Here is a 13,790-nt window from a genome sequence, read left to right as displayed (position 1 = left end):
GAACACCTGTGACCGAGCGCAGCACCCTTCCCGCCGCGCGGCCCGCCGCACCCGCCGCCGCCACAACCCTCGAGCCGCGCAGCCGCCTGGTCATCAGCCTCCTGCTGGTGTCGGCGTTCGTCGTGATCCTCAACGAGACGATCATGAGCGTGGCGCTGCCCGACCTCATGCGCGACTTCGACGTCGAGGCGCACGTGGGCCAGTGGCTCTCGACCGCCTTCATGCTCACGATGGCCGTCGTCATCCCGATCACGGGCTACCTGATCCAGCGGCTGCACACCCGCACGCTCTTCGCCGCCGCGATGATCCTCTTCAGCCTCGGCACGCTCACCGCCGCGCTCGCCCCGACCTTCGCGGTCCTCCTGGCGGCCCGCGTGGTGCAGGCCGGCGGCACGGCCATCATGATGCCGCTGCTGATGACGACTGTGATGACGCTGGTGCCCCCGGCGATCCGCGGCCGGATGATGGGCAACATCTCGATCGTCATCTCGGTGGCTCCGGCCGTCGGACCGACGATCTCGGGCGTCATCCTCAACTTCCTCGGCTGGCGCTGGATGTTCTGGATCGTGCTGCCGATCGCGATCGGCGCGCTGCTCCTGGGCCTGCGCAAGGTCGAGAACGTCACCGAGCCCCGCTCCATCCCGATCGACTCGCTCTCGGTCGTCCTCTCGGTCTTCGGCTTCGGCGGCCTCGTCTACGGCCTGTCGAGCCTCGGCGAGGGCGGAGCCGCGGTCGTCGCGCCGTGGATCCCGTTCGTCGTCGCGGGTCTCGGCCTCGCGGGCTTCATCGCGCGCCAGCTGCTGCTGCAGCGCACCGACCGGGCCCTGCTGGACCTCCGGACCTTCTCCTCCGCGAACTTCACCATCGTCATCGCGATGATGGCGGTCAGCATGTCGGCGCTCTTCGGCACCCTGATCCTGCTGCCCCTCTACACGCAGAACGTGCTGGGCCTCACTCCGCTGGAGACCGGGCTGCTCCTGCTCCCCGGCGGCCTGCTGATGGGCCTGCTCGCGCCGTTCGTCGGCCGCGGCTACGACCGCTTCGGCCCGCGCGTGCTGCTCGTGCCCGGCTCGATCGTCGTCGCCGGCGCACTGTGGGGGTACACCCTGCTCGCGGCGGACTCGTCGCCCTGGTTCGTCCTCTCGCTGCACGTCACCCTCAGCCTGGGCCTCGCCTTCGTCTTCACGCCGCTGTTCACCGCCGGCCTCGGCTCGGTGCGCCCCTCGCTCTACTCGCACGGCAGCGCGATCATCGGCACCGTGCAGCAGCTGGGCGGCGCGGCGGGCACGGCGCTGTTCGTCACCGTCCTCTCGATCCGGTCGGCGGAGCTCGCGCAGGGCGGAGCCGACGAGGTCGCCTCCTACGCCGGCGGCATCCACTCCGCGTTCCTGTGGGGCGCGTCGATCGCGACGGTCGCGATCGTGGCCGCGTTCTTCGTCCGCCGCCCGGCGGAGTCGGACGCGCCGCTCCCGATGGCGCACTGAGCCGGGCGGGCCGACCCCGCCTGTTCACCTCCGCGTCACCCCGCCTCCCTACGGTGTCGCCCCGGCCGCCGCGCTCCCGATCGCGCGGCCGGGACGGAGACGAGACGTGACCGAGACGGCCGGCCCCCAGGACGTGCTCGACGCCGGAGCGGCCACCCCTCCTCCCCGCACGCTGGTCGATGTCCTCCGCGACACCGCGGAGCGCCACCCGGACGCCTCCGCGCTGGAGGACCCGGCCGGAGCGCTCAGCTACCGGGAGCTGTTGGCCCGCACGGTGCAGCTCGCGGGCGAGCTCACCACCGCAGGGGTCCGACGCGGCGACCGCGTCGGGATCCGCATGCCCAGCGGCTCCCGCGAGCTCTACCTCGCGATCCTGGCCGTCCTCGCCGCGGGAGCCGCGTACGTCCCGGTGGACGCGGACGACCCCGAGGAGCGGGCGCGCCTCGTCTTCGGCGAGGCCGCCGTCCGCGGCGTGATCACCGGCTCCGGCCGCTTCGAGCGCACCGGCGCCGACGAGCCGGCCGCGCGCCTGTTCACCGCGAGCGCGCCGCACCCGAGCACGGCGTCGATCCCTCTGCTGCAGCCGCCCTCGCTCGAGGACGACGCCTGGATCATCTTCACCTCCGGCTCCACCGGAACCCCCAAGGGAGTGGCGGTCAGCCACCGCTCCGCCGCCGCCTTCGTCGACGCCGAGGCGCGCCTGTTCCTCCAGGCGGAGCCGCTCGGCCCCGGGGACCGGGTGCTGGCCGGTCTCTCGGTCGCGTTCGACGCGTCCTGCGAGGAGATGTGGCTCGCCTGGCGGCACGGCGCATGCCTCGTCCCCGCTCCCCGCTCGCTGGTCCGCAGCGGCATGGACCTCGGCCCCTGGCTGACCACGCACGGCATCACCGTGGTCTCGACCGTGCCGACCCTCGCGGCGCTCTGGCCCGCGGAGTCGCTCGAGAACGTCCGCCTGCTGATCTTCGGCGGCGAGGCGTGCCCGCCGGAGCTCGGCGAGCGCCTGGCCGTCGAGGGCCGCGAGGTCTGGAACACCTACGGGCCGACCGAGGCCACCGTCGTCGCCTGCGCCGCGCCCCTCGGCGGGCCTCCCCCGGTGCGCATCGGGCTGCCGCTGGACGGCTGGCGGCTCGCCGTCGTGGACGCGGACGGGCAGCGGGTCGGCGAGGGCGAGGTCGGCGAGCTGGTCATCGGCGGGGTCGGGCTCGCGCGCTACCTCGACCCGGTCAAGGACGCCGAGAAGTACGCGCCGGCACCGCTCCTGGGCTGGGAGCGGGCCTACCGCTCCGGCGACCTGGTGCGCTTCGAGAGCGCCGGCCTCGTCTTCCAGGGGCGCGCGGACGACCAGGTGAAGCTCGGCGGTCGGCGGATCGAGCTCGGCGAGGTCGAGGCGGCGCTGCAGGCGCTCCCCGGAGTCTCGGGGGCGGCGGCCGCGGTCCGCACCACGGCGGCCGGCAACCAGGTCCTCGTCGGCTACCTGGCCCTCGCCGGCGGCCGGGAGCTCGACCGCGACGCGGCGCTCGCCCGCCTGCGTGAGGCGCTGCCCGCATCCCTCGTGCCGCTGCTGGCCGTGGTCGAGGAGCTGCCGACCCGCGTCTCCGGCAAGGTCGACCGCGCCGCACTCCCCTGGCCGCTCGCCGTGGGCACGACCGAGGACGCCTCCCTCGACCCCGAGGAGGCGTGGCTCGCCGCCCTCTGGCGCGACGTGCTCGGCGTGCCGGTCGACGAGCGGGCGAACTTCTTCGACCTCGGCGGCGGCTCCCTCGCCGCCGCCCAGCTGGTCGCGCGGATCCGCGAGCGCGACCCCGAGTTCACGGTCGCCGACGTCTACGCCCACCCGCGTCTCGCGGCGATGGCCGCCGAGATCCAGAGCCGCTCGACCGGCACTGCGGAGGTGTCCGCTCACCGCATCGCGCCGGTCCCCCTCAGGATGCGCGTGCTGCAGACCCTCCTCGGCGCACCGCTGCTCGTGCTCGGCAGCGCCCGCTGGGTCACTGCGATCCTCACCGCCACCGCGGTGCTCGACCTGGTGCCGGGGTTCGGCTGGCTGCCCACCGCTCCGCTCGCCGCGCTGATCCCCGCGTTCGCGCTCTTCCTCACGCCGTTCGGGCGGATGGGGCTCACCGTCCTCGCCGCGCGCACCCTGCTGCGCGGGATCCGAGCCGGAGACCACCCGCGCGGCGGGAGCGTGCACCTCCGGCTCTGGCTGGCCGAGCAGATCGCGTTCCAGCTCAAGGCCGTGAGCCTCGCGGGCGCGCCCTGGGTCGCCTATTACGCCCGCGCGCTCGGCGCCCGCATCGCCGACGACGTCGACCTGCACTCCCTCCCTCCGCTGACCGGGATGCTCACGCTCGGGCGCGGCGCCGCGATCGAGCCCGAGGTCGACCTCTCCGGCTACTGGATCGACGGCGACGTCCTGCGCGTCGGTGCCGTCCGGGTCGGCGCCGGCAGCACGGTGGGCGCGCGCAGCACGCTCCTCCCCGGCGCCCGGATCGGCAAGCACGCGCAGATCGAGCCGGGATCGGCCGTCTTCGGGCGGGTGCCGGCCGGGCAGCGCTGGGGAGGATCCCCCGCCCAGCGGCTCGGCAGGGCGAACGCCGGGTTCCCCTCGGAGCGCCCGGCGCGCCGCCCGGGCTGGGTCTGGGCGTACGGAGCGTCCGCGGTCGGCCTCGCAGCGGTCCCGGTCCTCGCCCTCGCGGCCGGGCTCGCCGTCGTGGCCGCCGCCGTGCGCGGCTCGGCCGGCCTCGGCACCGCGCTCGGGCCCGCTCTCGCCGCCCTCGTGCCCGCCGTCGCCGTCTCCGGAGTCGTCCTCGCCGCCCTCGTCGTCGTCCTGGTGCGCCTGCTCGGGCGGGGCGTCGAGCCCGGCACCCACCCCGTGCGCGGTCGGATCGGCTGGCAGGTCTGGTCGACGGAGCGGCTGCTCGACTCCGCGCGGGTCCTGCTCTTCCCGCTCTACTCGGGCCTGTTCACCCCGGTCTGGCTGCGGCTCCTCGGCGCGAAGGTCGGACGCGACGTCGAGGCCTCGACGGTGCTGCTCCTGCCCGCGATGACGACCATCCGCGACGGCGCGTTCCTCGCCGACGACACGCTCGTCGCCTCCTACGCGCTCGGCGGCGGCTGGATGCGGCTCGCCCGCGCCGAGATCGGCGAGCGCGCGTTCCTCGGCAACTCCGGCATGGCCGCGCCCGGCCACACCGTGCCCGCCGGCGGACTCGTCGCCGTCCTCTCCTCCGCGCCCCGCAAGTCGAAGGCGGGCTCGTCGTGGCTGGGCTCACCGCCCGTGCGGCTGCGGCGCACCGTCGTCGAGGCGGAGTCGGCGCGCACCTTCCGCCCGGCCCGCCGACTCCGCGCGGCCCGCATCGCGTGGGAGCTCGGCCGCTTCGTCCCGGTGGTCGTCTCGGTCGCGATCGGCCTCGGCGTGGTAGCCGGACTGCTCGCGCTGATCCAGACGCTCGGGGCGGTGCTCGCCGCGCTCGTGGGAGGCGTCGTGCTGCTGGCCGCCGGAGCGGTCGCCGCGGCCGTCTCCACCGCCGCGAAGTGGATCCTGATCCAGCGGGTCGAGCCGAGCGAGCAGCCGCTGTGGTCCTCGTTCGTCTGGCGGAGCGAGCTGGCCGACGCCTTCACCGAGATGGTCGCCGCGCCCTGGTTCGCCCACGCCGCCGCGGGCACTCCGGCGCTGGTCTGGTGGCTGCGGAGCCTCGGCGCCCGGATCGGACGCGGCGTCTGGTGCGAGAGCTACTGGCTCCCCGAGGCCGATCTGATCTCGCTCGGCGATGGAGCGACCGTGAACCGGGGCTGCGTCGTGCAGACGCACCTGTTCCATGATCGAATCATGAGCATGGATCTCGTGAGCCTCGACGCCGGCGCCACCCTGGGCCCGCACAGCGTGATCCTCCCCGCCGCGCGGATCGCCGAGCACGGCACGGTCGGCCCGGCCTCGCTCGTGATGCGGGGGGAGCTCGTGCCCGCGGGCAGCCGCTGGAGCGGCAACCCGATCGGCCCGTGGCGCGAGGTGCGCGTCGCCGACTACCACGCGCCCGTCGCGTGAGCCCCGCGCTGACCGGGCTCGAGACCGCCGGTGACCCCTACGTCCCCGGCATCGGGAACACCGGCTACCGCGTCGAGTCCTACGACCTCGACCTCGACTACCGCGTCGCCTCGAACCGCCTGGCCGGCCGGGCCGTGCTGCGGATCGTCGCGCTGCAGCCGCTCCGGCGGTTCTCCCTCGACCTCTCCCGGCTCCGCGTGGCCCGTGTCCGGATCGACGGACGCCGCGCCCGCCACGAGCAGGCGCCGCACAAGCTGCGAGTGTCCCCCGCCGAGCCGCTGGCCGCCGGCGAGAGCGTCGACGTCGAGATCGAGTACAGCGGCCACCCCGCCCCCCGCGCCAGCCACTGGGGCGAGCTCGGCTGGGAGGAGCTGGAGGACGGGGTGCTCGTCGCCTCGCAGCCCTCCGGCTCCTCCACCTGGTTCCCCTGCAACGACGACGTCGCCGAGAAGGCTCCGTACCGCCTGCGCGTCACCGCCGAGGAGGGCTACGCCGTGCTCGCGAACGGGGTGCTCATCGACTCGAGCGCCCGCTCCGGCCGCCGCACCTGGCTCTACGAGCAGCGCGAGCCCAGCGCCGCGTACCTCGCCTCGGTGCAGATCGGCCGCTACGCGATCGAGGAGCGCGTGCTCGCCGGCGTCGCGGTGACCCTCGCCCGCCCCGCCGCGATGGCCGCACGGGTCGCCCACGACTTCGCTCCGCTCGAGAGCATGCTCGCCCTGTTCACGCGGCTGTTCGGGCCTTATCCCTTCGCCCGCTACTGCGTCGTCGTCACGGCGGACGAGCTGGAGATCCCGCTCGAGGCGCAGGCGATGGCGGTGTTCGGCGCCAACCACGCCGACGGCCGCGGCGGCTCGGAGCGCCTCATCGCGCACGAGCTCGCGCACCAGTGGTTCGGCAACAGCGTGGGCATCGCCCGGTGGCGCCACATCTGGCTCAACGAGGGGTTCGCCTGCTACGCGGAGTGGCTGTGGTCGGAGGAGTCGGGCCGCGCCCCCGCCGACGCCTGCGCCCGCCGCCACCACGCGGTGCTGCGGGCTGCGGCGCAGGATCTCGTGCTCGCCGATCCGGGGCCGGTCGCACTCTTCGACGATCGCGTCTACAAGCGCGGCGCGCTCACCCTGCACGCGCTGCGGCTCACCGTCGGCGACGAGCCCTTCCTCCGGCTGCTGCGGGAGTGGACGTCCCGCTACGCCTCCGCCGCCGTCACCGACGAGGAGTTCCGCGAGCTCTGCACCGAGGTCCTCGGCGAGGGCGTGGACGACCTGCTCGACACCTGGCTCCTCGACGAGGAGCTGCCGCCGCTACCGTCCCGGCGCTGACACCAGCGAGTCCGCGAGCGCGTCGCCGTGCTCGCGCCGCCAGCCGATGATGGGCCCGGCGCCCGCGTCCCCCATCGGCCCGAGGGCGACGCTGACCCGCAGCGCGGGGTCCAGCTGCGGCTCGGCCAGCCGGAAGCGGACGCCGTCGATCCGCGCCTCCGCCGCGTGGTGCGACTCGTGCACGTGCACCCGGCGCGGGTCGAGCTCGAGCCCGCGACCGTCCGCCTTCAGTGCGGCCTCGATCCGGGTCCAGTGCAGGACGGGGTCGGCGGGGCGCATCCCGCCCGTGGCGAAGGGCGCCCCGGCGATGCGCGTGATCCGCTCCCCGCGCTCGGGCGTGCCCAGCGTCGGCTCCACATCGACGCCGACCGCACCGGCGCTGCTCGCCGCGACCACGACGGCGCCCGCGCAGTGCGCGATGCTCACCGACAGCAGCTCGAGCGCGATCCCGCGTCCCTCCAGCCGCGGCCGGCCGTGCGCGCCCCCGCAGCGTGGGCAGCACGCGACGACCCGGACCTCCGACGCGCGCGTCCCCGTGAGCTCGGCCGCGAGCATCCGCAGGAGCACCCGCCCGAAGACGAAGCGCTCGGCCACCGACGCGGCGACCGTGCCGGCGTAGCGCTCGCGCTCCTCGTCGCTCAGCAGCGGCAGCAGCCGCTCGGCGTCCAGCGTCTGCTCGTCGAGCGCCAGCCAGCGCAGGTGCACCCCCGGCAGCTCCGCGCCGATCCCCGACTCCCCCATGTCCGTCCCCCGGTCAGCTCGTCGCGGCGTGCTCGCCGCGCTCGTACACGTCCGCGGCCGATCCGACGATCAGCGGGTCCGGACCCAGCGGGCCCACGACCTCCTCGTCGCGTCCGTCGTAGTCGTAGAGGCTCAGGACGTAGCGCATGGCCTCGAGCCGGGCGCGCTTCTTGTCGTTGCTCTTCACGATGGTCCAGGGAGCGTCGGCGGTGTCGGTCGCCGCCATCATCGCCTCCTTGGCCGCGGTGTAGTCGCCCCACTTGTCGAGCGAGGCGAGGTCCATCGGCGAGAGCTTCCACTGGCGCACGGGGTCGATCATGCGGATCGTGAACCGGGTGCGCTGCTCCTCCGCCGAGACCGAGAACCACAGCTTCACCAGGTCGATGCCGTCGCCGACGAGCATCCGCTCGAACAGCGGCGTCTGGCGGATGAACTCGTCGTACTGCGCCGGCGTGCAGAAGCCCATCACGCGCTCCACGCCGGCCCGGTTGTACCAGGAGCGGTCGAAGAGGACGATCTCGCCGGCGGCCGGCAGGTGCGAGACGTAGCGCTGGAAGTACCACTGACCGGCCTCGCGCTCGGTCGGCTTCTCGAGTGCGACCACGCGGGCTCCGCGCGGGTTGAGGTGCTCGGTGAAGCGCTTGATGGTGCCGCCCTTGCCCGCGGCGTCGCGCCCCTCGAAGACGACCACGAGCCGGCGCCCGTGCTTCTTGATCCAGTTCTGCAGCTTCAGCAGCTCGATCTGGAGGAGGCGCTTGCCCGCCTCGTACTCCTCGCGCGACATCCGCTCGTCGTAGGGGTAGCCCTCGCGCCAGGTGTCGATCTGCGTGCCGTCGCGGCGCAGGAGCACCGGATCGTCGTCGTCCTCGTCCAGCACGACGAGGTCCCGCGCGTCGGCGGGCGTGAGCGTGCGGAGCAGCTCGGGAGTGGGACGGAGGGCGTCATCGGCGGTGTCGGGCACGGAGGGACGCTAGTGCGCCCGTGCGACGCTCCGGTGAACGGCGGGTATCCCCGCGTCTGCGGGGAGGACGGTCGGACGGGCTGCCGCGCCGATCGCGGTCCCGGCCGCCGCATGCGCAGGCTGATCACAACGGCTGTACGCAGCCGAGGCTGCAGTGCTCGATCCGGGGCGCTCCCGCGAGGATCGACCGGCTCCGCCTCGTCTCGGGACGGCGTCAGCCGGTGAACGCCGCAGGAGGCAGGTCGGTCTCGCCGTCCTCGACCGCGTCGAGCAGCCGGTCGACCACGTCCTGCGGCGCCAGACCCGCGCCGAAGCGGGGCGCGTCTCCCGCGAGCGGGTGCCGGGACAGCTCGGTCTCGGTGTGGCCGGGGCGCGCGTCGAGCAGGAGGACGCCCGCCCGCTTGTACTCGCGGGCCGAGGCCTTCACGAAGGAGTGCAGTGCCGCCTTCGAGGCGGAGTACGCGGCGAGTCCCGCGGTCGGAGCCTCCGCCACCACGCCGCTGATGGTCAGCGCGAACGGCTCGCGCCCCTCGCCCGCCGACGCGACGAGCGACGGCAGCGCGGCGGTCAGCACCCGGATCGGCGCCAGCGCGTTCACCTCGACGAGCTCCTCCAGAACGGCCGGATCGAGCTCGGCGGAGGGCCCGAAGGCCACGACGCCCGCGGACACGACGACGCCGTCAAGGCGCCCGTGCCGCTCGAGCACCTCGGCGACCACGCGCCGGGGCTCGTCCTCCCCGCGCAGGTCGGCGACCAGGGGTGCCTCGCCGAGCGCCGCGGAGTCGCGCCCCGAGCGCACCGCGACGGCACCGCGCGCCTCCAGCGAATCGGCCAGGAGGCGGCCGAGGCCGCCCGAGGCTCCGAGGACGAGGACGACGGCACCGTCGAGACGAGTCATGTGGCGAGCCTAGACGGGTGCGCTGTCGCGGATCGGCACTACCGTCCGAGCGACCGGGCCCCTACCGTGAGGCCCATGACACGACTGCAGAGCCGTGCCGTGCTGCACCGCCTGCTCGAGGTCCTCGAGGATCCCGCCCCCGTCACCATCGGCCACGCGCGTCACGTCCGGATGCTCGTCCGCGAGGCTCTGGAGTGGATCGCCGGCCCTCGGGCGCACGAGTCCGGTGCGTGGAGCGGCCCCGCTTCGGGAGAGCCCGCGGCCGCGCTCGCCCCCGAGGATCCCGCCGCCACGGACCCGGGTCTCTGACGCTCCCGCCCTCCTCGTAGACTCGTTCGCCGGAGGAACGGGGGGTCGATGGACGAGGGTGCGCCGGCGGGCTGGTACCGCGACGAGGCCGATGCGGCCGAGATGCGCTGGTGGGACGGCAGGCGGTTCACCGGGGCGCGCCGCTCCGCGCAGGACAGTGCCGCGGTGGTGCGGGACGCACCCGTCACCCCCGTCACGGAGCGCGTCGACTACCGGCTCCCGAACGCCGACGGCGCCCCGAGCGTCGACGCCCTCGCCGAGGCCGAGCGGATCGAGGAGATCGCCGATCTGATCGGCCGCACGCTCGAGCAGGGCGAGATCGACGAGCGGACCCTCGAGGTCGACCTGATCCCCGAGCCCGACCACCCCACCGGCCTCGACGCCGTCTCGGTCCGGGCCGGCGGCCGCGTCCTCGGCTACCTGCCGAACGCCTCCGCCCACCGGGCCGCTCTCGACCGGGTCGTGGCGAGCGGAGCCGTCCCGGTCACGACCGCGCGCCTCCGGGTCGAGCGCGGCGAGGAGGGCCTGCGGGCCGTCCTCCGCGTCGCCCTGGTCGCCCCCGAGCTGCTCGTGCCGCTCAACGAGCCGCCCGTCGAGCGCCACTCGATCCTCCCCTGGTCGCGGGGCCTGCCGGTCCTGCGCGAGGACGAGCACTTCGCCCGCCTCTCGACGGTCGTTCCGGCGAGCGGCCGCGGCCTGCTGCTGGTGACCCTGCACCCGGCCGGCGACCTCGTCGAGCTCCGTCTCGACGGCGAGCGGGTGGGCGAGCTCTCCCCGACCCTCTCGGCGGATTTCACCCCGACCCTCCGCCACCTCGCGAGCCTCGGCCTCACCGCCGCCGCCTACGCCTCCCTCCGCGGATCCCCGCTGAAGGTCGAGCTCACGCTGCAGGCCGCGAAGGCCGCGGAGCTGCCCGCCGAGTGGGTCGACGGCCGTCCGGTCACCCTCCCCCGACTCCTCCCGCCGGCTCGGACCTACTCCGTACCGCCCGCGTACACGCCGCCGCTGCGTCCCACTCCCCGCAGCTCGGAGGCGGTCTCCCGCTCGGTCCGCCGGACCGTCGCCTGGGTGGTCGTCGGCGTCTGCACCCTCGTCGGGCTGTCGAGCTGGCTGATCGGCGACGTGCTGAACTGACGGGCGGAGCGGACGTCCGGGGACGTGACCGGCCTCGTGTCGGACTCCCGGGGTCGGCGATCCCGCACCTCCGTGCAGAAGCGCCCGGCTCGCGGATCCGGGGATCCGAGCGAACCGGGCGCCTCGAGCCGAGCGCGGTCTTCCTACACGTTGAAGCGGAACTCCACGACGTCGCCGTCCTGCATGACGTAGTCCTTGCCCTCGATGCGGGCCTTGCCCTTCGCGCGGGCCTCGGCGATCGAGCCGGTCTCGACGAGGTCGTCGAACGAGATGATCTCGGCCTTGATGAAGCCCTTCTGGAAGTCGGTGTGGATGACACCGGCGGCCTGGGGCGCGGTCCAGCCCTTCCCGATGGTCCAGGCGCGCGTCTCCTTCGGGCCGGCCGTGAGGTACGTCTGGAGGCCCAGGGTGTCGAAGCCGATGGTCGCGAGCTGGTTGAGGCCCGACTCCGTCTGGCCGGTCGACTCGAGCATCTCGGCGGCGTCGGCCTCGTCGAGGTCGATCAGCTCGGACTCGATCTTCGCGTCGAGGAAGATCGCCTTCGCCGGCGCGACCAGGGCTGCGAGCTCGGCCTTCCGGGCGTCGTCGGTCAGCACGGCCTCGTCGACGTTGAAGACGTAGATGAAGGGCTTGGCGGTCAGCAGGCCCAGCTCGCGGATCGGCTCCAGATCGATCGAGGAGGCCGACAGCGGCTTGCCCTGGTCGAGGAACTCGCGCGCCTTCTTCGCGGTCTCGACCACGATCGGCTCGATCTTCCTCCCCTTGAGCTCCTTCTCGTAGCGGGCCTCGGCCTTCTCGAGGGTCTGGAGATCGGCGAGGACCAGCTCGGTGTTGATCGTCTCCATGTCGCTGGCGGCGTCGACCTTGCCGTCGACGTGGACGACGTCGGAGTCCTCGAAGCCGCGGATGACCTGCGCGATCGCGTCGGCCTCGCGGATGTTCGCGAGGAACTTGTTGCCCAGGCCCTCGCCCTCGGACGCGCCGCGCACGATGCCGGCGATGTCGACGAAGGAGACGGGCGCCGGGAGGATGCGCTCGGAGCCGAAGATCCCGGCGAGCACCTCGAGGCGGGAGTCGGGCAGGTTCACCACACCCACGTTCGGCTCGATCGTCGCGAACGGGTAGTTCGCCGCGAGCACCGTGTTCTTGGTCAGTGCGTTGAAGAGCGTCGACTTGCCGACGTTGGGGAGACCGACGATTGCGATAGTGAGAGCCACGGGTGAACATCCTACGGCGTGGCGGCGGAAGGGCCGGGCGGGCGGGCGGAGAGGAACGGGAGGCGCCCGGCCCGCGGCCGGCGGGTGCTCCCGGCCGCTCAGGGCGACGCGCGCGCGACGCTCCCGGCGGCGTCGGAGGTGCGTGAGAGGCTGGAGCGTGCCCATCGACTTCACCGCCATCGACTTCGAGACCGCCAACTCGCACGGGGCCTCCGCCTGCTCCGTCGGGCTCGTCAAGGTCCGCGACGGCCGCGTCGTCGACCGCGCCGGCTGGCTCATCCGCCCGCCGTTGGGGTACGACGACTTCCTCGAGTGGAACACGCGGATCCACGGCATCCGCAAGCACGACGTGCACGCCGCCGCCTCCTGGGTCGACCAGTTCGCCGACCTGGCGGCCTTCGCCGGCGAGGACGTGTTCGTCGCGCACAACGCCGGCTTCGACATGGGCGTCATCCGCGCGGCCTGCGCGGCGACCTCGCTCGAGCACCCCGAGTACGACTACCTCTGCTCGCTGCAGCTCGCCCGCAAGACGTACGAGCTCGACTCCTACCGCCTCCCCGTTGTCGCCATGGCCGCGGGCTTCGAGGACTTCCGCCACCACGACGCGTCGGCCGATGCCGAGGCGTGCGCCGCGATCGTCGTGCACGCGGCCCGGCGGCACGGCGCCGCGAGCATGGCCGAGCTCGGCGAGCTGGCCGGCGTCTCCGTGAAGCGCCTGCGCCCGAAGGCTCCCGTCGCCGCCTGACGTCCGTCATGCCGAGCCTGCTCGAGACGATCGGCTCAGCCGCGGGGGTCGCCGAACCAGGTGCTGAAGATGCGCCAGAAGTTCCGGTTCCCGTAGGCCGAGCAGTCGTCGCCCTCGCCGTAGAGGTTCGCGAGCGCCGCCGCGTTCGGCTGGTACGGCGTGTAGTAGTAGAGACCCGCCGTGGCCGCGTTGGCGATCGTCACCGGGGCGGTACCGCAGGACTCGTCCGGGGAGTAGCGGACGTCGCCGGCCGCGCCGACCGGGTACCAGTCGAAGCTCGAGTCCGGATTCCGGTAGCGCTGGAACTGCCACGCCGCTCCGTACACCTGCGCGGCGAAGCCGTAGGAGTCCGTGTCGCAGTCCGCGGTGTCCGGGCAGCCGTAGCCCGTGGCGCTGCGGAACTGCCGCTCGCTCGGCTCCGGATCGGTCACGAGCGACTGCTCCTTCTGCAGCAGCACCAGGAGGACGGCCGGATTCACGCCGCACGCGCCGGCGACCGAGGTGATGATCTCCGCGGCCGGGACGTCGCGTCCGGCGGGCAGCGCATCGCACTGCTCGTCGGCCGTGATCGCCGCGGTGTCCTCGGCGTAGTCGCGCAGGCACGGCACCGGCCCGCCCGCGCAGTCGGGGACGCGGGCGTCGAGGAACGCCTGCACCGTGAGCGGTCCGAGCGCGTCGCCGGCGAAGAAGACCTCGTCGGAGATCAGGTCGCCCGGGTCGAAGTCGGCCGCGACGGGGCCCGGCTGGAGGAAGGTCCACAGCCGGACGGTCTGCGGCTCGGACGGCACCGCGGCGAGGCGCGTGCCGTCGACGGACCCTCCAAGCAGGAGCGCCACCAGCGCCCCGACGACGACCGCACCGCCCCGCCGGCGTCGGACGCCGGTCGGGGACGGTGCGGTCGGGGTCATCCCTCCACGCTAGTGGCGGGGCCGCG

Annotated in this window: 11 protein-coding genes; 6 read left to right on the top strand and 5 right to left on the bottom strand. The window is 74.0% G+C overall.

The window, feature by feature from the left end; translation table 11 throughout:
* Positions 1-8: 8 nt before the first annotated feature.
* The 3 genes from C5B95_RS00705 to C5B95_RS00695 all read left to right on the top strand — a co-directional run bounded on the left by C5B95_RS00705 (position 9) and on the right by C5B95_RS00695 (position 6,851).
* Complete coding sequence (locus C5B95_RS00705; RefSeq protein ID WP_104222964.1) at positions 9-1,484, top strand: DHA2 family efflux MFS transporter permease subunit; 1,476 nt, start codon at positions 9-11, stop codon at positions 1,482-1,484.
* A gap of 106 nt (positions 1,485-1,590) precedes the next feature.
* On the top strand, positions 1,591-5,529 hold the full coding sequence (locus C5B95_RS00700) for a Pls/PosA family non-ribosomal peptide synthetase (protein ID WP_181067961.1): 3,939 nt from the start codon (positions 1,591-1,593) through the stop codon (positions 5,527-5,529).
* Complete coding sequence (locus C5B95_RS00695; protein WP_258059723.1) at positions 5,526-6,851, top strand: M1 family metallopeptidase; 1,326 nt, start codon at positions 5,526-5,528, stop codon at positions 6,849-6,851. Before C5B95_RS00700 ends, C5B95_RS00695 begins: the two co-directional genes overlap by 4 nt.
* On the opposite strand, the gene C5B95_RS00690 is transcribed toward C5B95_RS00695, so the two are convergent.
* From C5B95_RS00690 to C5B95_RS00680, 3 genes are all read right to left on the bottom strand, one after another.
* Positions 6,834-7,592: a 4'-phosphopantetheinyl transferase superfamily protein gene (locus tag C5B95_RS00690; protein WP_104348255.1), complete on the bottom strand. Its 759-nt coding sequence runs from the start codon at positions 7,590-7,592 to the stop codon at positions 6,834-6,836. The two genes, C5B95_RS00695 and C5B95_RS00690, sit on opposite strands and share 18 nt — an antisense overlap.
* Before the next feature lie 13 nt (positions 7,593-7,605).
* A complete protein-coding gene (gene ppk2, locus C5B95_RS00685) occupies positions 7,606-8,466 on the bottom strand; it encodes a polyphosphate kinase 2 (protein WP_244229668.1) in 861 nt (286 codons plus the stop codon).
* Between the two features lie 301 nt (positions 8,467-8,767).
* A complete protein-coding gene (locus C5B95_RS00680) occupies positions 8,768-9,451 on the bottom strand; it encodes an SDR family oxidoreductase (RefSeq protein ID WP_104348254.1) in 684 nt (227 codons plus the stop codon).
* Positions 9,452-9,526: 75 nt separating this feature from the next.
* Between C5B95_RS00680 and C5B95_RS00675 the strand changes: the two genes are divergently transcribed.
* Positions 9,527-9,760 (top strand): hypothetical protein, encoded by a 234-nt coding sequence (locus C5B95_RS00675; protein ID WP_104222960.1) that lies wholly within the window; start codon positions 9,527-9,529, stop codon positions 9,758-9,760.
* A gap of 48 nt (positions 9,761-9,808) precedes the next feature.
* On the top strand, positions 9,809-10,894 hold the full coding sequence (locus C5B95_RS00670; protein ID WP_104348253.1) for a DUF2510 domain-containing protein: 1,086 nt from the start codon (positions 9,809-9,811) through the stop codon (positions 10,892-10,894).
* A 143-nt stretch (positions 10,895-11,037) separates the two neighbouring features.
* Here C5B95_RS00670 and ychF read toward each other — a convergent pair whose 3' ends face one another.
* On the bottom strand, positions 11,038-12,111 hold the full coding sequence (gene ychF, locus C5B95_RS00665; protein WP_104222958.1) for a redox-regulated ATPase YchF: 1,074 nt from the start codon (positions 12,109-12,111) through the stop codon (positions 11,038-11,040).
* A 157-nt stretch (positions 12,112-12,268) separates the two neighbouring features.
* Here ychF and C5B95_RS00660 point away from each other — a divergent pair, with 157 nt between their 5' ends.
* A complete protein-coding gene (locus C5B95_RS00660; protein WP_104224410.1) occupies positions 12,269-12,856 on the top strand; it encodes an exonuclease domain-containing protein in 588 nt (195 codons plus the stop codon).
* Between the two features lie 35 nt (positions 12,857-12,891).
* On the opposite strand, the gene C5B95_RS00655 is transcribed toward C5B95_RS00660, so the two are convergent.
* Complete coding sequence (locus tag C5B95_RS00655; protein WP_104348252.1) at positions 12,892-13,764, bottom strand: hemagglutinin; 873 nt, start codon at positions 13,762-13,764, stop codon at positions 12,892-12,894.
* Positions 13,765-13,790: the final 26 nt, after the last annotated feature.

The organism is Rathayibacter sp. AY1A7 (genome assembly GCF_002930845.1).
Lineage (GTDB): Bacteria > Actinomycetota > Actinomycetes > Actinomycetales > Microbacteriaceae > Rathayibacter.
Note: the sequence above shows the minus strand (reverse complement) of the source record. Positions and strands in the feature narration are given on the sequence as shown.